22 protein-coding genes are annotated in these 23,962 nt (G+C 55.4%); 5 read left to right on the forward strand and 17 right to left on the reverse strand.

Going from position 1 to position 23,962, the window contains the following annotated elements:
* Positions 1–146: 146 nt before the first annotated feature.
* The 10 genes from ybaK to JTI85_RS06655 all read right to left on the reverse strand — a co-directional run bounded on the left by ybaK (position 147) and on the right by JTI85_RS06655 (position 11,640).
* Entirely contained in the window at positions 147–626 is a 480-nt protein-coding gene (gene ybaK / locus JTI85_RS06610) for a Cys-tRNA(Pro)/Cys-tRNA(Cys) deacylase YbaK (RefSeq protein ID WP_003021794.1), read from the reverse strand.
* 201 nt (positions 627–827) lie between these two features.
* Positions 828–1,622: a TraB/GumN family protein gene (locus JTI85_RS06615; protein ID WP_115600822.1), complete on the reverse strand. Its 795-nt coding sequence runs from the start codon at positions 1,620–1,622 to the stop codon at positions 828–830.
* A 100-nt stretch (positions 1,623–1,722) separates the two neighbouring features.
* Positions 1,723–4,224 carry a copper-exporting P-type ATPase CopA gene (gene copA / locus JTI85_RS06620; RefSeq protein WP_219352292.1) on the reverse strand — a complete coding sequence of 834 codons (2,502 nt, stop codon included), beginning with the start codon at positions 4,222–4,224 and terminating at the stop codon, positions 1,723–1,725.
* 147 nt (positions 4,225–4,371) lie between these two features.
* Positions 4,372–5,142, reverse strand: a complete 771-nt coding sequence (locus tag JTI85_RS06625; protein ID WP_101741772.1) for a heme ABC transporter ATP-binding protein — start codon at positions 5,140–5,142, stop codon at positions 4,372–4,374.
* Positions 5,139–6,131: an iron ABC transporter permease gene (locus JTI85_RS06630; RefSeq protein WP_219352294.1), complete on the reverse strand. Its 993-nt coding sequence runs from the start codon at positions 6,129–6,131 to the stop codon at positions 5,139–5,141. Before JTI85_RS06630 ends, JTI85_RS06625 begins: the two co-directional genes overlap by 4 nt.
* A gap of 51 nt (positions 6,132–6,182) precedes the next feature.
* On the reverse strand, positions 6,183–6,806 hold the full coding sequence (gene chuY, locus JTI85_RS06635) for an anaerobilin reductase (RefSeq protein ID WP_003021809.1): 624 nt from the start codon (positions 6,804–6,806) through the stop codon (positions 6,183–6,185).
* Complete coding sequence (hutX, locus tag JTI85_RS06640; protein WP_003847520.1) at positions 6,806–7,300, reverse strand: heme utilization cystosolic carrier protein HutX; 495 nt, start codon at positions 7,298–7,300, stop codon at positions 6,806–6,808. The genes chuY and hutX overlap by 1 nt, the downstream gene beginning before the upstream one ends.
* A gap of 12 nt (positions 7,301–7,312) precedes the next feature.
* Complete coding sequence (gene hutW, locus JTI85_RS06645; RefSeq protein WP_219352295.1) at positions 7,313–8,650, reverse strand: heme anaerobic degradation radical SAM methyltransferase ChuW/HutW; 1,338 nt, start codon at positions 8,648–8,650, stop codon at positions 7,313–7,315.
* 18 nt (positions 8,651–8,668) lie between these two features.
* Complete coding sequence (locus JTI85_RS06650) at positions 8,669–9,493, reverse strand: hemin ABC transporter substrate-binding protein (RefSeq protein WP_219352296.1); 825 nt, start codon at positions 9,491–9,493, stop codon at positions 8,669–8,671.
* Between the two features lie 2 nt (positions 9,494–9,495).
* Positions 9,496–11,640 carry a TonB-dependent siderophore receptor gene (locus JTI85_RS06655; RefSeq protein ID WP_219352298.1) on the reverse strand — a complete coding sequence of 715 codons (2,145 nt, stop codon included), beginning with the start codon at positions 11,638–11,640 and terminating at the stop codon, positions 9,496–9,498.
* A 290-nt stretch (positions 11,641–11,930) separates the two neighbouring features.
* On the opposite strand from JTI85_RS06655, the gene cueR reads away from it, so the two are divergent.
* Positions 11,931–12,341, forward strand: coding sequence for a Cu(I)-responsive transcriptional regulator (cueR, locus tag JTI85_RS06660; RefSeq protein WP_219352300.1), 411 nt, complete (start codon positions 11,931–11,933; stop codon positions 12,339–12,341).
* Here the strand turns inward: cueR and JTI85_RS06665 are convergent.
* From JTI85_RS06665 to JTI85_RS06680, 4 genes are read right to left on the reverse strand one after another with little or no spacing between them, the layout of a single operon-like run.
* Positions 12,338–13,054: a DUF3142 domain-containing protein gene (locus tag JTI85_RS06665; protein WP_219352302.1), complete on the reverse strand. Its 717-nt coding sequence runs from the start codon at positions 13,052–13,054 to the stop codon at positions 12,338–12,340. The two genes, cueR and JTI85_RS06665, sit on opposite strands and share 4 nt — an antisense overlap.
* Entirely contained in the window at positions 13,024–15,168 is a 2,145-nt protein-coding gene (locus tag JTI85_RS06670; protein ID WP_219352304.1) for a hypothetical protein, read from the reverse strand. The genes JTI85_RS06665 and JTI85_RS06670 overlap by 31 nt, the downstream gene beginning before the upstream one ends.
* Positions 15,169–15,187: 19 nt before the next feature.
* Entirely contained in the window at positions 15,188–15,646 is a 459-nt protein-coding gene (locus tag JTI85_RS06675; RefSeq protein WP_061067452.1) for an NfeD family protein, read from the reverse strand.
* Positions 15,643–16,560: an SPFH domain-containing protein gene (locus JTI85_RS06680; RefSeq protein ID WP_003021835.1), complete on the reverse strand. Its 918-nt coding sequence runs from the start codon at positions 16,558–16,560 to the stop codon at positions 15,643–15,645. Before JTI85_RS06680 ends, JTI85_RS06675 begins: the two co-directional genes overlap by 4 nt.
* Before the next feature lie 330 nt (positions 16,561–16,890).
* On the opposite strand from JTI85_RS06680, the gene fetA reads away from it, so the two are divergent.
* Both fetA and fetB read left to right on the forward strand, forming a co-directional pair.
* A complete protein-coding gene (gene fetA, locus JTI85_RS06685; protein ID WP_219352306.1) occupies positions 16,891–17,568 on the forward strand; it encodes an iron ABC transporter ATP-binding protein FetA in 678 nt (225 codons plus the stop codon).
* On the forward strand, positions 17,555–18,334 hold the full coding sequence (gene fetB / locus JTI85_RS06690; protein WP_016149725.1) for an iron export ABC transporter permease subunit FetB: 780 nt from the start codon (positions 17,555–17,557) through the stop codon (positions 18,332–18,334). Before fetA ends, fetB begins: the two co-directional genes overlap by 14 nt.
* Before the next feature lie 45 nt (positions 18,335–18,379).
* On the opposite strand, the gene JTI85_RS06695 is transcribed toward fetB, so the two are convergent.
* The 3 genes from JTI85_RS06695 to tesA are packed head-to-tail and all read right to left on the reverse strand — an operon-like array spanning position 18,380 to position 20,718.
* A complete protein-coding gene (locus tag JTI85_RS06695) occupies positions 18,380–19,234 on the reverse strand; it encodes a co-chaperone YbbN (RefSeq protein WP_080625608.1) in 855 nt (284 codons plus the stop codon).
* A 58-nt stretch (positions 19,235–19,292) separates the two neighbouring features.
* Positions 19,293–20,063: an SDR family oxidoreductase gene (locus JTI85_RS06700; RefSeq protein ID WP_172743038.1), complete on the reverse strand. Its 771-nt coding sequence runs from the start codon at positions 20,061–20,063 to the stop codon at positions 19,293–19,295.
* 28 nt (positions 20,064–20,091) lie between these two features.
* Positions 20,092–20,718: a multifunctional acyl-CoA thioesterase I/protease I/lysophospholipase L1 gene (gene tesA, locus JTI85_RS06705; protein ID WP_101741825.1), complete on the reverse strand. Its 627-nt coding sequence runs from the start codon at positions 20,716–20,718 to the stop codon at positions 20,092–20,094.
* Between tesA and ybbA the strand changes: the two genes are divergently transcribed.
* Both ybbA and ybbP read left to right on the forward strand, forming a co-directional pair.
* A complete protein-coding gene (gene ybbA, locus JTI85_RS06710; RefSeq protein ID WP_219352309.1) occupies positions 20,686–21,372 on the forward strand; it encodes a putative ABC transporter ATP-binding protein YbbA in 687 nt (228 codons plus the stop codon). The two genes, tesA and ybbA, sit on opposite strands and share 33 nt — an antisense overlap.
* Positions 21,369–23,783, forward strand: a complete 2,415-nt coding sequence (gene ybbP, locus JTI85_RS06715; protein WP_137364674.1) for a putative ABC transporter permease subunit YbbP — start codon at positions 21,369–21,371, stop codon at positions 23,781–23,783. The genes ybbA and ybbP overlap by 4 nt, the downstream gene beginning before the upstream one ends.
* Positions 23,784–23,962: the final 179 nt, after the last annotated feature.

Raw genomic sequence — 23,962 nt, forward strand, 5'->3', positions numbered from 1 at the left:
GTGCTCGGAATCCTCACGTACTTCATGTACGCTCCGGTTCCTGCGCGCTGGCCGAGTCCAAACTGCCTTCACCAATAACGCCCTGTTGAGTATTCGATTTGTAGGCCTTAAAGCTGCACGCCATCAGGCAGTCATTCTATAACCGCTTAATCCCGGCGGGCGATATCGGCGAATTTCGCATCCAGAATTTTCGCCAGATCGCTCGCTGCCAGTTCGATGTCCAGTCCGCGTTTGCCGCCGGAAACATAAATGGTGTCAAACGTTTGGGCTGGCGCGTCGATGAGCGTCGGCAATCTTTTTTTCTGCCCCAACGGGCTGATACCGCCTACCAGATAGCCGGTAGTGCGTTGCGCGACCATGGGGTCGGCCATATCGACCTTTTTGGCGCCCAAAGCTTTGGCAACCTTTTTGAGATCCAGTTGACCGGCTACCGGTGTGACGGCAACCGCCAGATGTTTCATATCGCCATTCACGGCAACCAGCAGCGTTTTGTAGACCTGATCCGCATTCAGTCCTAATTTACGGACCACTTCGTCGCCAAAATTCGTCTCGGACGGATCGTGATCGTAGGTGTGGATCTGAAAAGAAATTTTGTTTTTTTCGAGTAGTTTAACGGCGGGTGTCATAGCAATTTTTCCTGGCCCAGACAAAATACGCCATAAGCATACGCCTGATGGCGGTGGAAAAAATAGTACCATCTTGCGCAATAGTATTGGCAGGATGATGACTTTGAGCGACAATCGACCTACACCGATGCTTTAAGCGTCGGCATAATAATAATGATGAAATTCCTCTTTGACGGGCCAATAGAAATATTGGCCATTTTTTTATCGCATCATCTCCGGTAAATTTCCCTCTCCATACAGATGCAGTGCGCCCACTGCGACCACATAGTGGCCTGCAGGCATTGCCTTGAGTTTGTCCCGCCATGCCTCATTACGCTGGTGCATTAATACGTCATATAATGACTGGCTGAATGTGTTGGGTAACGTGAGTGCGCTATTTTGTGGTGGTGATTCAAGCCACCAGCCCATCATTTGTTGCAGCAACCTGGCGTTGGTGTGCCAGTGCGCCAGGGTATCGTCAAGCAAAGCCAAACCGTTATCAGGCAATTGACATAACAGGTCGATTTGGCTGGAGGCGCCTTCCAGTTCAATAATGGTTTTTTGCGCCTGTTTAGCCGCTTTGAGCAGTTGGTAGTCAATGCCATATTCCGCCCGTAATCCCAGCTGTTGCGCCTGCGTGGCTTGTAAGATCATGGCTATTTGCCACAGGGGTTGAGTCGAAAACAGGGAAGGGGAAATACCAAGATCTGCAGAAACTTTTTGCAGATTGCGCAATTGCTCTTCGCTGATGCGTTCTTCCAGCGTGGCAAAGGCCGGAAGATTGGCAAACGGAGTATCGTCACCGGAGACATCGGCTTCGACAATCAGTGCGTCAGCGTGGCTGAGTTTTTTCAGTAACCTGGCAGGCAGAGGGGCCATACCCCGGCTACCCATATGAATACTGCCAATCAGATGAAAATGGCGGTTGCCAGGCAAAGAGATATCGATGGCCGGCCAGGTATAATGGTTACCGCGCAGTGCAGACCATAATGCTTTTACCCGGTATAACAAATCCATACGACCTCCCTAAGTGGAGAACCATGCTAGCGCGTGGTCGGAAAAGTCGCAATGTGTGAATTGCCGGATGGCGCAGTTGATAGCGCCATCCGGCAAAGGGTTACTCTTTAGGTTTGAAGCGCAGCAGTCGGTTCGCGTTGCTCACCACGGTGATGGAAGAAAGCGCCATCGCCGCCCCGGCGACTACCGGGTTGAGCAGCGTGCCGGTGAACGGCCACAAGATCCCGGCGGCAACAGGGATGCCGATGCTGTTGTAGATAAATGCGCCGAGCAGGTTCTGCTTCATATTGCGCAGCGTTGCCCGGGAGATAGACAGCGCATCCGCAACGCCCATCAGGCTATGACGCATCAGCGTGATCGCAGCGGTTTCAATCGCCACATCGCTGCCACCGCCCATGGCAATCCCTACATCGGCCTGCGCCAGCGCAGGTGCATCATTGATACCGTCGCCGACCATGGCGACCTGGCGCCCCTGGCTCTGCAGACGCTTGATCGCCTCGGCCTTACCGTCCGGCAGAACGCCCGCAATCACCTCATCAATACCCGCCTCTTTGGCAATGGCGTTGGCGGTTGTTGGGTTGTCGCCGGTCAGCATCACCAAACGATACCCGGCGCGGTGCAGGCGCTGGAGCGCTGCCACGCTGTCGCTACGCAGTGGATCACGCACCGCTAACAGCGCCGCTGCTTTACCATCAATCGCCAACAGCACCGGGGTTGAACCCTGGGAAGCCTGAGCGGTGATTTCAGCTTCCATTTCAGTGGTATCTACCTGCTGTTCATTGAGCAGTGCCTGGTTGCCCAGCAGCAGCGTATGACCTTCGGTCTCGCCGCTGACGCCTAACCCGCGCAGCGTACGGAAACCGTTGACCTGCGGCAGCGAGACATCGCCTGCTTTGTCCAGAATCGCTCTGGCCAGCGGGTGGCTGGAACCCTGTTCAAGGGCCGCTGCCAGACGAATTGCCAGCGCTTCCTCGGTGTTGCCAAACGTTTTGATGGCGACAACCTGCGGTTTACCTTCGGTCAGCGTCCCGGTCTTGTCAAAGACGACGGTATCAAGCGTGCTGGCGCGTTGCAGCGCATCGGCATCGCGTACCAGTACCCCAAACTCAGCGGCACGCCCCACGCCGGAAATAATCGACATCGGCGTTGCCAGACCCAACGCACACGGGCAGGCAATAATCAGGACGGTGGTGGCGATGACCAGCGTATAAACAATCTGCGGCGCCGGGCCAAAGAAATACCAGATAGCGGCACTCACCAGCGCAATGGCGACCACGACCGGAACGAACACCGAGGAAATACGGTCGGCCAGCTTACCAATCTCGGGCTTACTGCTTTGCGCCTGACGCACCATACGAATAATGCGTGACAGCGTGGTGTGGCTGCCAACAGCGCTGGCGCGGAACAGGACGCTGCCGTCCTGGACGACCGTACCGGCGTTGACGCTATCGCCTTCGCCTTTTTGTTGCGGAATCGGCTCACCGGTCAGCATCGCTTCATCCAGCCAGGCTTCGCCCTGGGTAATTTCGCCATCGACCGGAACGCGGTCGCCGGTGGTCAGGCGCAGTAACATTCCGGCCTGAACGTCTGCCAGCGGTACGTTCTTTTCACCTTCGTCAGTAACGACGCGTGCGGTCGGCGGCGTCAGATCGAGCAGTTTTTCCAGCGCTTTGGACGAGCGCTGGCGAGCCCGCGCTTCCAGCATGTGTCCGAGGTTAATCAGACCGATAATCATGGCGCTGGCTTCATAATAGAGGTGTCGTGCTTCCATCGGGAACCACTGCGGCCAAAGGTTGACGCTCATGGAATAGAGCCATGCCACCCCCGTGCCCAGCGCGACCAGTGTATCCATGGTTGCGGTGCCGTTCATCAGGCTTTTCCACGCGCTGCGGTAGAAGTGACCGCCTGCGAAGACCATCACGGCGAGTGTTGCCAGACCAATTACCAGCCACAGGCTACGGTTGTCGGCACTCACCATCATGTTATCGCCAATCATTCCCCATACCATGACCGGGATACCCAGCAGCAGCGCGACGGCTGCCTGCCAGCGAAAACGCTTCATGGTTGCCACGGCGGTTTCCTGCTGGCGTTCGCGACGCTTAGCGTCGTCTTCAATGGCTTCTGCGCCGTAACCCGCTTTTTCCACCGCCTGCACTAAATCTGCGGCGGAGGCACTGCCCATTACCAGCGCAGTGCGTTCCGCCAGGTTTACCCGTGCCTGGGTGACGCCCGGTACGCTTTGCAATGCATTTTGTACACGGGTCACACAACTGGCGCAGCTCATGCCGTTTAACAGCAACTGTTGGCTGTCATCATCAGCCGTAGCTGCCGGAAGCTCGGAAGGGACCGCTGCCAGTGCTTCCGACGGGATTGATGACTCCGTCAGCGGTTTAGCCTTTGGGTGGCTTAACTCCGCGCCGTAACCGGCTTGTTTGATGGTTTCAATCAGCGCTTCTGCGCTGGCGCTGCCGGTGATGTGCGCTTCAGTCACGGAGACATCCGCTTGCTCAACATCCGGACGTTGTTCCAGACTTTCTTTAACGCGTTTTACGCAGTGACCACAGGACAAACCGTCCAGGGTTAGATCGATTGTTTGAGACATAACCAACTCCTTCATTGCAGGTTTAACTGACTGTGATAAAGGTTAAACCTYCCAKCAAGGGGAAGGTCAAGGGCGTTTTTAGAAAAGATGAAAAAAGGAGGCGAAGGGGGAAAAACGGGAACGTCACCTCAGAGCGTTCCCGGTCTGTTATTGATTGAGGACGATAAGCGGCGTTCGATGCTCCGGTTCATTTATGACCGTGAGATCGGCACCGTACAGCGCGTTCAGCGCCCGTTGCTTCAGGACATCCTGCGGATACCCGTTATCAACAATCCTGCCGCGTTCCATCAATACCACGCGGTCGGCATAACGCGCTGCGAGGTTGAGATCGTGCAGGACGCAGCAGACGCTAAACTGCCGTTCACGCACCAGACGACGCAGCAGACGAAAAAGGTGCTGCTGGTGGTGAATATCGAGGGCGGAGGTGGGTTCATCGAGAAACAACCATTTTGGCACAGGTTCGGGCTCCCAAAGCTGAACCAGCAGACGTGCCAACTGTACCCGCTGTTGTTCTCCTCCCGACAGATGCCGATAATCGCGTGCGGCCAGCGCCTGGCAATCACACAACGTCATGATGTGCTCCGTTTCATCGCCCGTATTGCGCGTGCGATACGGATGTCTGCCCATGCGGATAACCTCCTGCACGCTAAACGGGAAGGCCATATGACTGTTCTGGCGCATCACCGCACGGGTTTTTGCCAGCTCGGTGATTGACCACTCGTCTAGTGGCTTGCCGAATAAGCTACAGCGCCCACTGTGGGGTTGCAGATAACCTGTGAGCTGGCGTAGCAGCGTCGATTTCCCGGCGCCATTCGGGCCAAGGATCGCGACGATCTCTCCTTGGGGTAGCGTCAGGGAAACATCGTCGGTCAGTCGTCTCCCCTGAATGTTGTAGATCAGATTTTCTGCGACGATCATGACACCCTCCGGCTACGCAGGATTAACCACAGAAAATACGGTCCTCCGATCAGGCTGGTTAACAGGCCAACGGGCATTTCGGCAGGCTGCACCAGAGTGCGGGCCAGCGTATCGGCAATCAGGAGTAGACAGGCGCCCGCCAGCGTAGAGCAGGGAATCAACCAGCGATGATCGGCGCCGGTAGTCATTCTAATCAGATGCGGGATCACCAGGCCTATAAAGCCAATTACGCCGCTGACGGAAACGGCAGCACCAACCAGTAGCGAGCTGAGCAACAGTAACTGCTGGCGCTTACGTTTGACGTTCACGCCGAGGTAATGCGCCTCTTCATCACCCAATTGCAGCAAATTAAGCGTGCCCGCCATACAGACGGTGACAGCAATGGCTGGAAGAACAAAGGTACTGGCAACCAGCAGCGTTGGCCACTGGGCCTGGCCGAGATTGCCCATCATCCACAGCGTAAGTTGACGTAGCTGCTGCTCATCGCCCACATAGCTCAGCACGCCAATAGCTGAACCGCACAGAGCATTGATAGCGATACCGGCTAACAGCAGTTGCATCATTCCGCCGTGGCTATGACGCTGGTTTATCAGGAAAATAATCGTGCAGACCACCATGCTGCCCGCGACGGCAAAAATCATCTGCTCATACAGTACCAACACCACGGGAAACGAAAAGGGGATAACTATCGCGATGCCGACCATCAGCGCGGAGCCGCTACTGACGCCAAGCAGGCCAGGATCGGCCATCGGATTGCGAAAAAGCCCCTGCATGATAACCCCTGCCGTTGCCAGCGCTGCGCCTACCAGAACGTCCAGCAACACGCGGGGCAGGCGGATGTTCAACCAGATGTCACGGTATTCGTCGTTGAACAGCGCGCTGAAGCTAATGTTCAGCGCCCCCTGGCTGGCTCCGAAGAGCATCAGAGCGACCAACAACAGAGAAAGACCCGTCAGAATGCTGACGGAAGAAAGCGAGTCCTTAAGCACGCAACGCTCCATAACGTCTTTGCGGCGCGAAGTTCCCGCGCCGCGAGGGGTTTACGCGGGTTTCAGTCCTGGCTCAACCAAACTGTAAATCTGGTTATTGAGTGACGGGGCTGTAGCCAGTTCGTGAATGTGCCTTGCAACATCTGCACGCATCACAAAACCATGGCACTCCTCGGCCTGTATCCGTTGCGCCTGACCTGTGGCTGCACCGTTCAGCAAACCGCCGGGGCGGAGAATGGCGTAGTCCAGTTGACTGGTTTGTAGCCAGCTTTCAGCCAACGATTTTTCGCGTACCGCCTGACCAAATGCGGCCCTGGCGCGTGGGGACAAAAAGGGCCAACTGTCGCCACAGCCAAGCGAAGTCACCAGAATCATGCGTTTGATCTCCGCTTTTTCTGCTTCATCAATGACGGTTCTGTGGGCCAGATAATCCTGGGCACCGCCCATGGAGGAGATCACCGTGGCATGTTGACCCGCTGCGCGACAGGCACAGGCGGTGACCTGGCTGTCGCAGGCGTCGCCAATGAAGACCTGCACACCTTTTTCCTGCAACCCGGCAGCGACCTGCGCGTTGCGAACGACGGCAATCACCGGACGTTGTTCCGCCAGTGCGAGTGCCAGTGTTTTCGCGCCGACGCCGCTACCACCTGCACCAAAAATGAGCCATGGAGCCATCAGGCATGTTCCTTTAAGGATGAAGACAGCGCGTGAAAGGCGCTGACCTGGTCGGCCAGTAGCTGACGATGCTCATCCCGACCGAGGAAAATTTTGAACATAGCGCTACCCGCCTGGTTAAAGAAGAGAATGGACGCGGTGTCCATGCCCATAAATTTGCGTTCAATCAGGGCGATATGCGTGCAGTTTTCTGCCTTGATATGACCGGTCATGCCTTTTTTGCCGCGCAGGTTGAAGTAACCGTGGCGGTGGAATCCTGAAGGTAATTCACCCGTGAATTCCAGTATGACATCAGCAGTATGGACCAGGGTGGTGACTTTGCCCCATTCGCTGACGGTTTCCCAGACGGTATCAAATTGACTGCCGGAAACCAGCGTCGGGGAGGGGAGGTTTTTCACCACCTCCAGCAGCGTGGTGTTGTACTGGGCTGCGATAGCTTCCAGCGTACCGTCCGGCTCAGTTTTCAAAAAATCCTGTAAAGAGACATGGCTCATACTTCACTCCTTTTATGGTTGCTCTACCGCAATGCGCGGCGCGTTAAGTGTTTGAATCAGTTCATCAAGAGACTGCAAAATATTGCTCGCCCAAAAACGCCCTTCATTGGTCAGGCGCAAACAGGTACTGGCATCTCGCGTCAGTCCTGCGTGATGCCACTGGGTCAGTAGCGGGGCCAGTTTTTGTGCGTGAGGCGTGAGTTCATCCAGCGGGACGCGGGCCGTTTCAATGCCGGCCTGGAGGGTGTGTCGCCACTGGAAACCACGCTCGGCGGTTCGCATCATCATCATGAGCGGTTTTTTTCCGGCGGCGATGGATTCATGCCATGTGGTCAGATTGCGCTCGACCATCCAGGAATAGCCATTGACCGATCCTCCTGCGCCAGAGCCGAATGCCAGACAGTCTGCTCCCTGTTTAATCAGCAGGTTGTACAGATTGCGTTCCCGCGTGGTTCGCGCCCAGTGGCTGTTGCTGATGCAGCGCCAGCCCGCGTTGTCCATAAAATCGCAACCCTGAAGATAAAGATCGCGACGTTCGGCAGGGGAGGGAACCGTTGTACGCCCGGTTTCAACCGCTTTGCCAAGCGGCGTATTGGGGAGCAGGTTCAGCGCATAAAGATCTACGCCGTCGAGGCCGATGTCGCGAGCAATCGCCAGATCATCGCCCCACAGTTTGGCGTCCTGTCCTGGCAGACCAAACAGCAGATCGCACACCACGGCGGCTCGATCCCGTTTTACCAGCCCCTGCATAAAGGCCGTCGCGGTCGGGCCGTCCGAAGTGCGCGCCATTTTCTTGCGGATCCGGCTGTTAAATGACTGAATGCCGATCGAAAACCGATTGGCACCAGCGTCAAGGCAGGCATCTATTCGCGCATCGTCAAAATTGAGTACCCGCCCCTCAATGGTGATTTCGCAGTCCGGCGCCAGAGGTAGCTTGTCACGCAGTGCGGTGATGATTCTGGCCAGATCCCGTGCCGACAGCGCAGACGGTGTACCGCCGCCAAAATAGACGGCGTGAATCGGGGCCGACTGATGCAATGGGCTATCGGCTTCCATCTCTATTTCGCGCAGCAGCGCGTTGGTATAGCGGGCGCAGTGATCCTCTTCAAAGCGGTTTTGATAAAAACCGCAGAAAGTACAATGTGTTGCACAAAAAGGGATATGCAAGTACACCAGCCGTTTACGCGGCGGGGTGGGTTGGCTGATGACATCCTGCCAGGTTTGTGACAATAGCTCTTTGGCAACCGGGATCGCCCCACGCCAGGGCATCGTGGCGCGGCGATCCTTAAAGGGCTGACTTCCCTCGAGCGCAAAATGCGCGGTGAGATCCAGCGAGTGTTCAGTTTTCATTGTTCTTTATAAATCCAGTTAGTGAGGCCAGAATTGCTGGTGCAGGGCTTCAACCGCATCGGCGACGCGCGGCCCCATACCCAGAATCAGCGCCTGGTCTACCGCCACAATGCGCTGGTTTTTCCAGGCTGCAGTGTGGGTAATACCGGCGATTGCGCTCAGACGAGCCAGACCGCCATCCACCATTTGCGACGTCACCACGATCACCTCTGGGTTGGCGGCGATCAGCGATTCCGCGCTGTAGCTTTTGTACTGTGCGTGAGTGGCGACATTTTGTGCGCCCGCAAGGGTCATAATGGCATCGGCAACGCTACCCTTGCCGGCGACCTGTGGCGCGCTGCCGCCAGCGGAGAGAATGAACATGGCTTTGACCGGCGCGTTTTTTGCTGCCACGCTGTGCTGAACGCGATCCAGACGTTGACGAATGCGATCGATCAACGTCTCACCTTGTTCGGGAATGCGCAGGGTTTGAGCCAGTTCCCGGATGTTGGCGTACATTTGTTCAACGGTGGCCGGTACGCGCGGCAACGTCACGATGTTAACTTTTTGCGCCCGCAGCTGATCCAACACGATTTGAGGGCCTGCATCCTGCCAGGTGATAAAGCTGTCCGGATGCAGCGATAAAATGCCCTCGCTGTTTAACTGCTTCCAGTAGCCGATATGCGGGAGTGCGGCAGTTTCGGGCGGATACGAGGTGGTTTCATCGACGCCGACCACCCGGTTGCCGATGCCCATGGCGTATATCAGTTCGCTAAGAGAGCCGCCCGCCACCACCAGGCGGTCGGCGGACTGGGCACTAAAAACGCAGGCGAGGCTCAGTAAGCCAATCAAGAGATTTTTCATCGTCAGAAATTCCACGCAAAGCCAACGGCGGCATTGAAACCAGCGTCTGGAATAGATTCATGCGCGGTTCTGTAACGCTTGTCGGTCAGGTTGTTGAGCGCGAGGTTGACCTGATACTGATCCTGCGGACCGAACTCGGCGTTGAATGCGAGGTTAAGCGTGGCCCAGCCTGGGTAGTTGATTTCCGTGGTGCCGGTATTATCTTTGGCGCTGGACGCCGCGCGGATAAAGACATCGGACGTCAGGTTAGCGACGTTCATCAACCAGGTATGTTTCAGGCCGACGCGCCCGGTCAGCGTAGGTTCGCCGGTATCCCAGGTTTTAAGGGTATTGCCTTCGTACTGACGGCGAATGAGATTACCGCTCAGGTAAGGTGAAACTGCCCAGCCGTTGTATTCTGCGGTGAGTTCCATGCCCCAGGTTTTGGCCCGATCGATGTTGTCGTAGTAGTAATAGCCGCCCCGTGAAGAGGTGGTATTACCGCTGCATACGGGTTGACCTGAACAAGTCAGACTGGCGATATAGTCTTTAGCTTCGGAGTAATAAATGGCGCCGTCTATCAGCCACATATTCCCTTTATACCGCGCGCCCAGCTCATAGTTATTCGAGTGTTCCGCCTTCAGGTTTGGGTTGCCGTAGGTCACACTGCCGCCTGCGGACGTCTGTGTGAACAACTGAGTCAGCGTAGGGAAGACATAGCCCTGGGCATATGCAGCCCGGAGTTCAAGATCTTTAAAACCGGAATAGCGTAGGCTGGTTGAGGTCACCAGTTCATCATCGTGAACGGAATTTCCTCCGGTGGATTGCCAGGTGCTGCCGCTGCTTTGCAGGGTTTGCGTATCGTTGCGATTGAGCTTCGAAGACAGCCAGTACTGGCGAGCGCCCACGGTCCACGTCCAGTCATTGGCAAAGCGCCAGTCGTTTTGCGCGAACAATGAGGTGTTACTTTGCTCCGCTTCGTTGTATGACAGCGTGCGGGTTTGTGTATCGAAGAAGCCGGTAGCCGCGGTCTGGCGCGTGCTGCCGTCCGTGTCCTGTTTTATTTTGTCATGCTGGTACTGAGCGCCAATCACCAGCTCGTTGTTAGCAGGCAGGGAGAAGTTGCTCTGTAGCGTTACCCCCTGGGTATACTGTTTGTCGTTGGTATTGGTCTGATTGCTGACCGTCAGCGCTTTAATCATCGGGCTGGGGATAACCTGGGTCGTTTTGACCCGGTTTTCAAATTTGCGCTCTATTGTCTGGGTGTATGCGTCAACATGGATGTTCTTCAGGTAATCCCCATCGGCCGCGTAGTCGTAGAAAAGACCGATTTTCTCGCGTTCCAGCTTAGGAATTTTGACGCTAAAGTCGTCGAACTGGCCTTCCGGATCGTCAAACCAGGTTTGAGTGGACAGTTTGTAACGATCGAGGGAGAGTCCGATTTTGTGGCGATCGAAGTTGTAACCAAGCCACACGCCCTGGCCGTTATTACGGAAATTGGTGTCGGGCAATCTTCCGTCAGGTGTGTCGCGGTCGCCCTGGTCGGAATAGCTGCCATTGATGCGGTAGTCAAAGTTTCCGATGCTGCCCCAGGCCGCTGCTGATTCTTCCCATCCTGCCGTTGCGGAGTTATAAACAGCCTTAACGCTGCCGCCGAGGGGCTTATCGCCGCCTTTTTTGGTAATAAAGTTCACGACGCCGCCAATCGCCTGCGAACCGTAGAGGACAGAATAGGGGCCTTTGACCACTTCAATCCGTTCCAGCGCGGATTCGTCAATCAGCAAACCGGCTCCGTAGTTTTGTCCGGCACGTTGGTAACTGACGACCTGGCCGTCGATCAAAATCAGCACCCGCGAAGAGGCTTCGCCACGGATACGAATTTGTTTCCGCCCTGCGAGGGCGTTATCGGTGACTTCGACGCCGGGAATATCTTGTAAATCATCAGCAATAGAAACGTTGGTGGAATTTTGCAGCGTCTGGCGATCGATAACCTGGATGGTTGCCGGGCTATCCCAAAGACTACTTTCTGTGCGGTTAGCCGTGACGATCACCGTGTCTTCGTCGGACGTAGAAGCGTGTGCTGGAGAGGTAGCTGCAAAAGCGGCGCCGGACATGCATAATGTCAGGGCTGAAAGAATAAATGGCCTTTGGTTATTCCGTGGCAACATAAGAGAACCTTTATTGAATGTAAATGATCATCATTATCATTCGCGTTTATATATAAAATTGTTTCCCTTTGTTCAAGATGAAAGATGTAGAACCAATATATCTTTTGATTTGAGTCAATTTCGTGCAGTCATTAAATGCATAAATGTGATCTGAATCGGATATAACAATGTGAATTAAAAGGATTTGTGCATCGCGGTGATGGTGGAAAATGTGCAGAGTTCTCGGGTAAATCATTACGACAATCTGGGCTATAATGGGGCTCAGTACCAACAAAATCCGCGGGGGAAATGTGAATATTAGCGATGTTGCGAAAAGAACCGGTTTGACCAGCAAAGCGATACGTTTTTATGAAGAAAAAGGCTTAGTGACGCCGCCGCTGCGTAGCGAAAATGGTTATCGCACATACAACCAACAGCATCTGAATGAACTGACGCTGCTGCGCCAGGCACGCCAGGTGGGTTTTAATCTCGAAGAGTGCGGCGAACTGGTGAATCTGTTTAACGATCCGGCGCGTCATAGCGCAGATGTGAAAAAGCGTACCTTAGAAAAGGTCGCGGACATTGAGCGGCATATCAGCGAGCTGCAGGCCATGCGCTTGCATTTGCTGGCACTGGCGGAGAGTTGCCCTGGCGATGACAGCGCCGAATGCCCGATAATCGATAACCTCGCCGGCTGCTGCCACCATAAAGCAAAGGCTTAACGGCGAGGGGGATTAAGCATAAATACCACCGTGCCGCGGTACCACGGGGATTTCTCAAGCTGCGCTTCAGCCTGCGGGTCCCGGCTACCGTTTTGCATCAGCCCCAGCTTAAACGGAATGAGCAGACGACTGAGTGCAGGCAGATACGCCTGATAATTCGTTACCGTATGACGGCCCTGATAGCTCTGGACCACCAGTTCATCGACCGCCAGCGCATTCAGCGTGGCGACGTCGCCCGTTTTTGCCCAATCCAGAAGTCCAGTCACGCCAAGTGCAAACTCGGCCGGTAGCTGTTGGCGTAATTGCTGCAGAAAGCGGGCGTAATCGGCAAGCTGATGGGTCGCCGCGTCAAAATCAACCTGCAGGCCGACCACGTGATTCCCGGCGGTCTGCCAGCGTTGCATCAATCTTATGATGCGAGCCGGGATCGCCTCCGGTACGTCGAGCGTGGTAAAGCGCACGGTCAGCCAGATTGAGGGAAAAGACAGGCGGCTGACCGGCAGCCCGAGACGCTGGAAAACCACGTTACCCGAACGAATCAGCACCTCACCCTGATGCAGATAGACCGTTTGTGCGTCTTTCAGCTCATCACTGGCCTTCACGCCGGACCACAGCCAGAAGGCCGGATGTTCACGGGCGGCGACGATATCCGCCGCCTGTGCCTGTCCGACCAGCAGCGCGGTTACCAGTAGTATTTGAGTTTTTGCGCCCACGGACTTCCCGGATATTGCGTTTTCAGTTGGGTGAACCAGCCTTTACGCTGCAGTTTATCCACTTCCTCACCGCCGCACTCGTTAGAACCTGACGGCGCATAGCACATGATGGCGCGATACAGCGCGAAGCTCTTGTCTTCAACCTCTGCTTTTGGCGAAGTGATTACCTGCTGATAGTAGCTTTTCCTGTCGAACTGGCCGAACGGCTCCTTGCGCGAGATTGCTGATTCAAGTACATCGTTACCGGCGCTGTTTTTCCACAAATCAACGTGGGTTTGCGTGGTGCGGAAGAATTCGCCTAAGCAGTTCAGCGCGTGGGCATCATCCGCTTTTTTGCTCAATACCGTTACCGTTTCATTGAGGCTGCGACAGGTGTAACCGGCTTGAGCGGCATCGCCATTCCAGTCGAAAATACTCAGATTAACGTCAGCAAACGCGTCGCCAATAACCGGTGGGGTAATGGCGCTGGCCAGCTTTCTGTCATTCAACCAGTCGCCAAAGCGGTTTTCGGTAAGATCGCGTACCAGCAGCGTATGCAGGGCGATGGTACGCTCTTCATTGTTAGGTCCATGGACGGCCTGCTGGCGCAGCAGTTCAGGCGAGGCCTGTGTTTTAAGTATCTGCGAGCGAAAACGCAGGTTGGTGACTGCGCTTTCTGGGGCAAAAACCGCTGCCACGTCGCCGCTATAAACCAGCGTTGCGGCGAGCTTAGCCTGTACATACTGCTGCTGTTCGTTGTCCTGGCTGAGTTTTAGCAACTGCTGCCAGAAATCACGCGCCGCGCGCCAGTTCTTCTGGCCCATCAGCGCTTCGCCGTACAGTACCTGTTCACTGAAGGCGAGCGTATCGTGAGCGGCAAGTTTCTGCGCTGGCGTAACGGCCTGAATAATCGCCGCGTAGTTCTCCGTCGCCAGCCACAGGTTCAGTTGCAGATCGCGCCATAGCGGCAATTTTTGGCTCTGCTCAAACACCGGTTTGCTGGCATCGAGCTGCGCCTGGGTCAGCGTGGGTTTACTGTTGTTATCCAGACGCAGCGCGCGCAGCAGTTCGATATAGCTGACCAGCGGCGCGTCCGGGAATGCTTCTACCACGGACTGTTCGTAGAACGCCATACCGTAGACATTATCGTATTCGATGACAATTTCACGCAGTTGCCGAGCGTCAGTCGACTGCTGGAGCGTCTGCTCATACAACCCGGCCAGCTGCGGCCACGCCTGTAAATACCAGTTGATGCGACGCAGCATACCGCGCGCGGAGTCGGCATACAGGCCTTGCGGGTAACGTTGCAGATAGGCTTGCGCCTGCGTCTGAGCCTGAGTCGCGTCCTCGCGGTTAATTTTTGCAATATCAAAATCGCCGTATTCGCCCACGCTGTTCTGGCTGCTCTTGTTCAACGCCGCACGCATCAGCATGTATTGCGCGGTCTCTGCTAGCCACGGACGCTCACTTTTGGCAAGCTGAGTAAAATCCCGTTCGGCGCTGGCATAATCACCGGCATAGAAACTGGCGGCCGCGGCCAGATAATTTTTATAGGACTGAGCGGGCGAATCAGCCGGGAGTGTGGCAAGCGAAGACTCAATTTGCTCGCGGGTTGCCCCGGATAGCAGCCCCGTACGCGCCTGGGCTAAGGCCTGGCGCTGTTCCGTCGTTAACGTCGGGTCGGCCAGCAGTGCGGCAAAAAATGCGCTGACGCTCCCGGTGTTATTCGAAACATGACGGTTCTCAAGCTCAGCGTCGTTGACGTTTATTTCGTCTGCGCTAATGTTCAGTTCGGCCATCTGTCGGGAGAGTGGGCTGTTTTCGCCGGATACTGGAGTAGCGGCTGGCGGCGGGGCAACGTCATCCCACTGCGGATGATAGGCAAAATAGAAATCCCGGGAGCGGGTGATATCCGCTGGCATTGATTGCACCGGCAGAGCAAATGATTTTTCCTGGCTCAGCAGCCGCAGCAGGTTATCGCGGCTGTCGTTTTCCGGATTAAAGGTCGGCGTGCCTTTCAGCAGGCAGCTGTCGTCGCTCCATTTGCAGTCTTCCATATCGAAAGAGGCGAATGCCTGCGGGGCGGCGGTCAGTAATGTGCAAAGGGCAAAGGCAAGGGGTGTCTTCCTGACCATAGTCTTATTTCCTGTCTTTTTAGTGTGATACCGCTTTAATAATCAGGGTTATCCCTTCAACGGCTATGACTTCAACCTGCGTTCCGGCGCTCAAATCGTCGCGGGCGCTGACGGGCCATGAGCTATCGCCGACGCGCATATGTCCACGGCCATTGACCAGGCCAGTGTCCAGAATAAATCGACGGCCAACCAGCTGCTGCCCGCGTTGGTTAAGATGGCTGTCGGCGGGTTTCTGCTCCTGAACGCGCCTTGCCAGCCATTTCCACCACAGCCACGCCGCCAGCAGGGTGAGGGCGGCGAACATCGCCCCCTGCCACGCCCAGTCAAGCGGGACCAGCCACACCACCAGGCCGGTAATTACCGCCGCTACGCCGCTCCACAGCAGATAGCCGTTACCGCCCAGCATCTCGGCGGCGAGTAGCAAACCGCCGAGGCTGAGCCAGAAGATGTGCGGATGCACCAGAATCATCGCTATCATGATTTTTTCCGCTCGCTGGCGCTGTCCTTAACCAGTTCGGCAATCCCGGCAATGGAGCCCATCAGGCTGCTGGCATCCAGCGGCATCATCACCACTTTGCTGTTATTTGACGAGCCGATATGCTGCAGCGCTTCGGTGTATTTCTGCGCCACGAAGTAGTTCACGGCCTGAATATCCCCGGCGGCAATGGCCTCAGACACCATCTGCGTTGCGCGAGCTTCGGCTTCTGCTGAACGTTCACGCGCTTCAGCCTGTAAAAACGCGGACTGGCGTTCACCTTCCGCTTTAAGGATCTTCGACTGCTTCTCACCTTCGGCCTTGACGATTTCTGCCTGACGGATCCCTTCGGCTTCAAGAATGTAGGCGCGCTTGGTACGTTCGGCTTTCATCTGCGCGTTCATCGCGTCGATAAGTTCTGCCGGAGGACGCACGTCGCGGATCTCGATACGGGTGATTTTGATGCCCCAGGGATTCGTGGCTTCATCAACAATATGCAGCAGGCGCGTGTTGATGTTGTCGCGCTGGGAGAGCATTTCATCGAGTTCCATCGAACCGAGAACGGTACGAATGTTGGTCATGGTCAGGTTGATAATCGCCAGTTCCAGGTTGCTAACTTCATAGGCCGCTTTCGGCGCGTCGATCACCTGAATAAAGCACACGGCATCAATGGCGACGTTGGCGTTATCTTTGGAGATGACTTCCTGAGAAGGGATATCAAGCACCTGTTCCATCATGTTGATCTTACGACCAATGCGGTCCATGAACGGCACAACAAGGCTTAAACCCGGTTGCAGGGTTTTGGTGTAACGGCCAAAACGCTCTACCGTCCACTGATATCCCTGCGGGACGATTTTGACGCCAGCGCCGACGATGACCAGCGCGACAAAAATAAGAATAGGAATAAAAATGAGCATTGATGAAACCTCCTGTTGTGCTGTCCTTTACTGCCTCATTAATCAAATTATACCCGATTAATCAAGGGGGGTTCCCTTATAATAAATTACAGGCATATACCCTTCATACTTCAAGTTGCATGTGCGTTAGCTACGTTAGCTCACCCCAGTCACATAGTTAGCTATGCTCCTGGAGATTAATGAGGGACATCCATGTCCCTCACCGGAGGCCAGCCTTAAGCTGGTCAAATTCGTTCCTGACGAATTTGTCGCTCACTTGCCGCCTTCATGCAACTCGAATTATTTTGGGTATAGACTGTCTGCATGAAAGAGGTAAAAAAGGGATATGTAATGGAAGAAAGCAGCATTCTGCTTCAGTTAAAAAATGTCGCATGGCAGGCAGGGGAGACGCAGGTTCTCAATAACATCTGTTTTGATCTCCGCGCCGGAGAATTTAAGCTGATTACCGGCCAGTCCGGCTGCGGGAAAAGTACGTTACTCAAGATTGTGGCGTCATTAATGAGTCCGACAGCCGGTGAAATTCTCTTTGAAGGCAAGGAGATAAATACCCTCAAGCCGGAAACGTATCGCCAGCAGGTCTCTTATTGCGCGCAAACGCCCGCTTTGTTTGGTGACACCGTTTACGACAACCTCATTTTCCCCTGGCAAATCCGTAACAAAAGTCCGGAGCCGGATGCTTTTCTGATCGATCTGGCCCGTTTTGAGCTCCCTGAGACGATCCTCAAAAAAAGCATCAATGAGTTGTCCGGTGGCGAAAAGCAGCGCGTCTCGCTAATTCGTAATTTGCAGTTTCTGCCCAAAATCCTGCTGCTTGATGAAATCACCAGCGCGCTGGATGAGGCTAATAAACGTAATGTGAACGAATTAATTCACCACTATGTTCGCGATAAGAATATTGCGGTGCTGTGGGTGACGCACGACAAAGATGAAATTACGCATGCGGATAATGTCATAACCCTTCAACCGCACGCCGGAGAAATGCAGGAAGCACGCAATGAACGAGCATAATATTACCAATGAGTCCCTGGCATTAGCGATGATGCTGGTGGTGGTGGCGATCCTGATTAGCCACAAAGAAAAACTGGCGCTGGAGAAAGATATTCTCTGGAGCGTTTGCCGGGCAGTGGTTCAGCTGATTATCGTCGGCTATGTGCTGAAATATATTTTTGGCGTTAACCACAGCATTCTGACCTTACTGATGGTGCTGTTTATCTGCTTTAACGCGGCTTATAACGCACAAAAGCGCAGTAAATATATTGATAAAGCTTTCCTCTCGTCGTTTATCGCTATCACGGTGGGGGCGGGATTAACGCTGGCGGTGCTGGTTTTGTCTGGTTCTATCGAGTTCACGCCGATGCAGGTCATCCCGATCTCCGGCATGATTGCAGGCAATGCGATGGTGGCGGTGGGACTGTGTTACAACAATCTGGGGCAGCGGTTTAACAGCGAACAGCAGCAAATTCAGGAAAAACTCAGCCTCGGCGCGACGCCGAAAGTGGCCTCCGCGGCGCTGATTCGCGACAGCATTCGCGCCTCGCTGATCCCAACGATCGACTCTGCTAAAACGGTAGGGCTGGTGAGTTTACCGGGGATGATGTCCGGGTTGATCTTCGCGGGTATTGATCCAGTAAAAGCGATTAAGTATCAGATTATGGTGACGTTTATGCTGCTTTCTACCGCCAGCCTGTCAACCATTATCGCCTGCTACCTGACCTATCGGAAATTCTACAATTCGCGCCACCAATTAGTCGTAACGCATTTGAAGAAGACGTGATGTGATGCCGGATGGCGGCTAGCGCTATCCGGCAAATGCGGCAGATTAGTACAACAGTGCGTACAGCTGGCGGCGGTATTTTGAGGCCAGCGCATCGCCGGTTCCGAGTGCGGCAAGGATCTCCTGGAAGGTCTTACGTGCCTGACCGTCGGCAGCAGTGAGATCTTTCTTCAGGTGGCTGAACAGCAGTTCCAGTGATTCCTCGTTACGTCCGACCTGATGTAACTGGATGGCCAGTTGAGTTGCCAGCGCCGCATCCTGTGGATTGCTGGCGACCTGCTGCTGCAGCTGCTGGATTTCCGGCGTATCCGCCGCCTGCTTCAGCAGTTCGATCTGCGCCACCAGCCCCTGATAGCGGGTGTCCTGATCCTGCAACGGAATGGTTTTCAGCACCGCTTCGGCTTCGTCAGAGCGGTTCAGGGCGATTTGCGTTTCCGCCAGCAGCAGGCCAATTTCGCTGCTCTGGTTGGAGATCTGCCAGGCTTCTTTCAGCAGCGGCAGCGCGTCGGCGTGATTACCGGCTTCGATGAACTCGATTGCCTGACGCGCTTTCAGCTCTTCTTCGCTCGGCAACACTTTTTCCAGCAGCGCGCGGATAACCTCTTCCGGCTGCGGGCCCTGGAATCCGTCCACTGGCTGACCGTTCTGGAACAGATAAACCGTAGGGATGGCGCGCAGGCCAAACTGAGAAGCGATCATCTGCTCGGCGTCGCAGTCGAGCTTGGCGAGAATAAACTGGCCGTTGTACTGGGCGGCAAGGCTCTCCAGTACCGGCGTCAATTGCAGGCAGTGCTGGCTGCGCTCAGACCAGAAATAGAACAGGACCGGCGTGGTCATCGACTGTTCAAGGGTCTGCTGCAGGTTAGATTCGTTAATGTTAACAATATTCTGTGTGGACATGGAGTTACTCTCTTTTGTCGATTTCTTGTTACATGGGGGCTGACGCGCGTGCTTCAACTCAACCCTGTAAAATTTTGTCCATTATGCGGCCTGGCAACAGGCGTTTAAGTAGCATCACTGCCCAGGTCACCAGCGTAACCGGATAACGGAGCTTCGGTTTGTCGCTCTCAAACGCATGACGCACTTTAGCGACGACCGCTTCTGGTCCCAGCGTAAAACGCGCGGCAATGCCGGGGTTTTCCACGGGAGCATCGCTCTGGGTCTGGTTGACGTTTTCGGTAAAACGGGTGCGAATAGGGCCGGGTTCAATCAGGCTGACCTTAATGCCGCTGTGGCGCAGCTCCATACGCAGCGCGTCGGACCAGGCTTCCAGTGCATATTTGCTGGCGGCATAGGCGCCGCGTCCCGGCGTTGAGATCAATCCCATCACCGATGAGGTCATCACGATACGTCCTTCGCCGTGAGGGAGCATAGCGGGCAACAGGCGCATGGTAAGCTGATGTGCGCCAAAGAAGTTGGCGGAAAATTGCTGCTCCATTTGCTCGCGGCTAATGGTGGACAGCGGGCCATAGACGCCGTATCCGGCGTTGTTAAAGATCCCATACAAACGATTATCGGTCAGGGCGATCACCTCGTTGGCGGCGCGATCCACGCTTTCGGGTGAATCCAGATCCAGCAATACGCCGGTGAATCCCATACTGTTCATGCGCGCGACATCGTCAGGTTTGCGGCAGCCAGCCAGAATTCGAAAACCCTGGCGTTTAAGCTCAAGCGCACTTTCCAGACCGATTCCGCTGGAACATCCTGTTATTAAGACCGATTTTTGCATAACTTTACCTGTCAGGATCTCCGTTGAATTACGAGTCGTGATTTACTAAAGGGGTCAATTGTTTCGCCATCCAGTCGGCAATAAACGGCTGGGCGTCACGATTAGGATGGATACCATCATCCTGCATCCATTGGGGTTTCAGATAGACCTCTTCCATAAAAAAGGGCAGCAGAGGAATATCAAACTCTTTGGCAAGCTTGGGATAAATCGCGCTAAAGGTTTCATTATAACGGCGACCGTAGTTAGCTGGCAGATGAATTTGCATCAGTAGCGGTTCGGCATTCGCCGCTTTCACGTCCTGCAAAATGGTACGCAGGGTTTGTTCAGTTTGGGCTGGTGCAAACCCGCGCAGGCCATCGTTGCCGCCAAGTTCGACCAGCACCCAGCGCGGCTGGTGCTGCTTGAGTAATGCGGGTAGGCGGGCCAGACCCTGCTGCGAGGTATCACCGCTAATACTGGCATTTACCACCGGTGTTTTGCTGTGCCATTTATCATTAAGCAGTGCAGGCCACGCGGCGCTGGCGGACATACGGTATCCGGCGCTCAGGCTGTCACCCAGAATTAATAACGTGTCCGCTGCGGCGGCGCGGAAAGTTAACAGAACCAGGAACAGGAAAGGCCAATGCCAGCGGAAAACATTGTTGAAGTTCATCATCTTAAGAAATCCGTCGGTCAGGGTGATCATGAGCTATCCATCCTTACCGGAGTTGAACTGGTTGTCAAACGCGCCGAGACCATTGCGCTGATAGGCGAGTCGGGATCGGGGAAATCCACGCTGCTGGCGATCCTCGCCGGGCTGGACGATGGCTCCAGCGGTGAAGTCAGCCTGGTGGGGCAGGCGCTGCACGCCATGGACGAAGAAGCCCGGGCGCAGCTGCGGACGCGACACGTAGGCTTTGTCTTCCAGTCATTCATGTTAATTCCAACCCTGAACGCACTGGAGAACGTTGAGCTGCCCGCGCTGCTACGCGGCGAAAACAGCGGGAAAAGTCGTGACGGGGCAAAAACGCTGCTGGAGCAACTGGGGTTGGGAAAACGCCTTGATCATCTTCCGGCCCAGCTTTCCGGCGGGGAGCAGCAGCGCGTAGCGCTGGCGCGGGCGTTTAACGGACGCCCTGATGTGCTGTTTGCCGATGAACCAACGGGCAATCTGGACAGGCAGACCGGAGACAAAATCGCCGACCTGCTGTTTTCTCTGAACCGGGAACACGGTACCACCCTGATTCTGGTGACCCATGACCCGCAGCTGGCGGCGCGTTGCGATAGGCGTTTACGCCTGGTGAACGGACAGTTGCAGGAGGAGGCATGATTGCACGCTGGTTCTGGCGCGAATGGCGCTCGCCTTCATTACTGATTGTCTGGCTGGCGTTAAGCCTGGCGGTGGCCTGCGTACTGGCGCTGGGCAATATCAGCGATCGCATGGAAAAAGGGTTGAGCCAGCAAAGTCGTGAGTTTATGGCGGGCGATCGGTCGCTGCAAAGTTCGCGCGCCGTACCGAAAGCGTGGATTGACGAGGCGCGACAGCGTGGTCTGAAGGTGGGTGAACAGCTCACCTTTGCCACCATGACCTTTGCCCGGGATACGCCGCAGCTGGCGAACGTCAAAGCGGTGGATGATGTGTATCCGATGTACGGCACGCTGCAAACCAATCCGCCGGGGCTGAAACCGCAGCCGGGCTCAGTGCTGCTGGCCCCGCGTCTGATGGCGCTGCTCAACGTAAAAATCGGTGATTCCATCGACGTTGGCGATGCCACCCTGCGCATCGCCGGAGAAGTGGCGCAGGAACCGGATTCCGGTTTTAATCCCTTCCAGATAGCGCCGCGCCTGATGATGAACATGGCGGATGTCGAAAAAACGGCGGCGGTCCAGCCGGGAAGCCGGGTGACCTGGCGCTATAAATTTGGTGGTACGCCACAGCAACTGGAAGCCTATGAAAAATGGCTGCTGCCGCAGTTAAAGCCGGAACAGCGCTGGTATGGGCTGGAGCAGGATGAAGGGGCGTTGGGGAAATCTCTGCAGCGTTCGCAACAGTTCCTGCTGCTGTCGGCACTGTTAACGCTACTGCTGGCGGTTGCTGCCGTTGCCGTGGCGATGAATCATTACTGCCGTAGCCGTTACGATTTGGTGGCGATATTAAAAACGCTCGGCGCGGGTAGGGCGCAGCTGCGCAAGCTGATTATCGGCCAGTGGCTGATGGTGCTGGCGCTGTCTGGCGTGACCGGCGGCCTGTTCGGGCTGTTATTTGAGCGGGTGCTGGTGGTATTACTGAAGCCAGTTCTGCCCGGTGAGCTGCCGCCCGCCAGCCTGTGGCCGTGGCTGTGGGCACTCGGTACGATGACCGTCATTTCTCTGCTGGTGGGGCTACGCCCTTATCGCCTGCTGCTGGCGACACAACCATTGCGGGTACTGCGTCGCGACGTGGTGGCAAACGTCTGGCCGCTTAAGGTCTATCTGCCCGTAGCAACGATAGTTGTGGTTGCGCTGCTGGCCGGATTGATGGGCGGAAGTATGCTGCTGTGGGCGGTACTGGCCGGGGCGGTGGTGCTGGCGCTGCTGTGCGGCGTGCTGGGTTGGATGCTGCTCAACGTACTGCGTGGCCTGACGTTAACGTCGCTACCGCTACGTTTAGCGGTCAGCCGGCTGTTGCGCCAGCCGTGGTCAACGCTGAGCCAACTGTCGGCATTTTCGCTGTCCTTTATGCTGCTGGCGCTGTTGCTGGTGCTGCGCGGCGATCTCCTCGACCGCTGGCAGCAGCAAATGCCGCCGGAAAGTCCAAACTATTTTCTGATCAACATTGCCACTGAGCAAGTGGCTCCGCTGAAGGCTTTCCTTGCTGAGCATCAGGTGATCCCTGAGTCGTTCTATCCCATCGTGCGGGCGCGTCTGACGGCAATCAATGACAAAGCGACCGAAGGTAATCAGGACGAGGCGCTTAATCGTGAATTGAATCTGACCTGGCAGGATACCCGGCCGGATCATAACCCGATTACCGCCGGAAGCTGGCCGCCAAAAGCGGGTGAAGTGTCGATGGAAGAGGGGCTGGCGAAGCGGTTAAACGTAAAGCCTGGCGATCGTGTGACCTTTATGGGCGATACCCAGGATTTCAGCGCCACAGTCAGCAGTCTGCGCAAAGTGGACTGGGAAAGCCTGCGACCGAATTTCTTCTTCATTTTCCCCTCCGGTGCGCTGGACGGGCAGCCGCAAAGTTGGTTAACCAGCTTTCGTTGGGAGAACGGCAACGGCATGCTGACACAGCTTAATCGGGAGTTCCCAACCATCAGCCTGTTGGATATCGGTGCGATCCTCAAACAGGTGAGTCAGGTGCTGGAGCAGGTGAGCCGCGCGCTGGAGGTGATGGTGGTGCTGGTTACCGCCTGCGGTATGTTGCTGCTATTGGCGCAGGTGCAGGTGGGGATGCGTCAGCGTCATCAGGAACTGGTGGTCTGGCGTACGCTGGGCGCGGGCAAGAAGCTGCTGCGTACCACGCTGTGGTGCGAGTTCGCGATGCTCGGGATGGTCGCCGGCCTGGTGGCGGCCATCGGGGCGGAAACGGCGCTGGCGGTGCTGCAAACCCACGTGTTTGATTTCCCGTGGGAGCCAGACTGGCGGCTGTGGGTTGTGTTGCCGCTTTGTGGGGCATTGCTGCTCTCTCTCTGCGGCGGATGGCTCGGTTCACGTCTTCTTAAAGGCAAAGCGTTGTTCCGTCAGTTCAGCAGTTAATTCATATTCGTGATGATTACGCACCGGTTTTTTTAAATCGGTGCGTTTTTTTATCTATGTAGCACAAATTGATAACTACTTGATATTTAACAGCACAAATCAATAAAAACCCGACAACACGAGTGTATTAATAAACGTTAATATTTGTATGCTGAATAATTGGCAGGCTATCTATCAAG

This window comes from Citrobacter sp. Colony219 (assembly GCF_019382635.1).
Classification (GTDB): Bacteria; Pseudomonadota; Gammaproteobacteria; order Enterobacterales; family Enterobacteriaceae; genus Citrobacter; species Citrobacter youngae.

Coding starts and splice junctions, on each gene's coding strand:
- fetB (WP_016149725.1), top strand. CDS start 17,555: ATGAACGAGCATAATATTACCAATGAGTCCCTGGCATTAGCGATGATG.
- JTI85_RS06700 (WP_172743038.1), bottom strand. CDS start 20,063: ATGCAAAAATCGGTCTTAATAACAGGATGTTCCAGCGGAATCGGTCTG.
- JTI85_RS06695 (WP_080625608.1), bottom strand. CDS start 19,234: ATGTCCACACAGAATATTGTTAACATTAACGAATCTAACCTGCAGCAG.
- copA (WP_219352292.1), bottom strand. CDS start 4,224: ATGTCTCAAACAATCGATCTAACCCTGGACGGTTTGTCCTGTGGTCAC.
- ybaK (WP_003021794.1), bottom strand. CDS start 626: ATGACACCCGCCGTTAAACTACTCGAAAAAAACAAAATTTCTTTTCAG.
- chuY (WP_003021809.1), bottom strand. CDS start 6,806: ATGGCTCCATGGCTCATTTTTGGTGCAGGTGGTAGCGGCGTCGGCGCG.
- JTI85_RS06680 (WP_003021835.1), bottom strand. CDS start 16,560: ATGCTCATTTTTATTCCTATTCTTATTTTTGTCGCGCTGGTCATCGTC.
- JTI85_RS06675 (WP_061067452.1), bottom strand. CDS start 15,646: ATGATAGCGATGATTCTGGTGCATCCGCACATCTTCTGGCTCAGCCTC.
- JTI85_RS06670 (WP_219352304.1), bottom strand. CDS start 15,168: ATGGTCAGGAAGACACCCCTTGCCTTTGCCCTTTGCACATTACTGACC.
- hutX (WP_003847520.1), bottom strand. CDS start 7,300: ATGAGCCATGTCTCTTTACAGGATTTTTTGAAAACTGAGCCGGACGGT.
- JTI85_RS06625 (WP_101741772.1), bottom strand. CDS start 5,142: ATGATCGTCGCAGAAAATCTGATCTACAACATTCAGGGGAGACGACTG.
- JTI85_RS06615 (WP_115600822.1), bottom strand. CDS start 1,622: ATGGATTTGTTATACCGGGTAAAAGCATTATGGTCTGCACTGCGCGGT.
- JTI85_RS06650 (WP_219352296.1), bottom strand. CDS start 9,493: ATGAAAAATCTCTTGATTGGCTTACTGAGCCTCGCCTGCGTTTTTAGT.
- ybbP (WP_137364674.1), top strand. CDS start 21,369: ATGATTGCACGCTGGTTCTGGCGCGAATGGCGCTCGCCTTCATTACTG.
- hutW (WP_219352295.1), bottom strand. CDS start 8,650: ATGAAAACTGAACACTCGCTGGATCTCACCGCGCATTTTGCGCTCGAG.
- ybbA (WP_219352309.1), top strand. CDS start 20,686: ATGCCAGCGGAAAACATTGTTGAAGTTCATCATCTTAAGAAATCCGTC.
- fetA (WP_219352306.1), top strand. CDS start 16,891: ATGGAAGAAAGCAGCATTCTGCTTCAGTTAAAAAATGTCGCATGGCAG.
- tesA (WP_101741825.1), bottom strand. CDS start 20,718: ATGATGAACTTCAACAATGTTTTCCGCTGGCATTGGCCTTTCCTGTTC.
- JTI85_RS06655 (WP_219352298.1), bottom strand. CDS start 11,640: ATGTTGCCACGGAATAACCAAAGGCCATTTATTCTTTCAGCCCTGACA.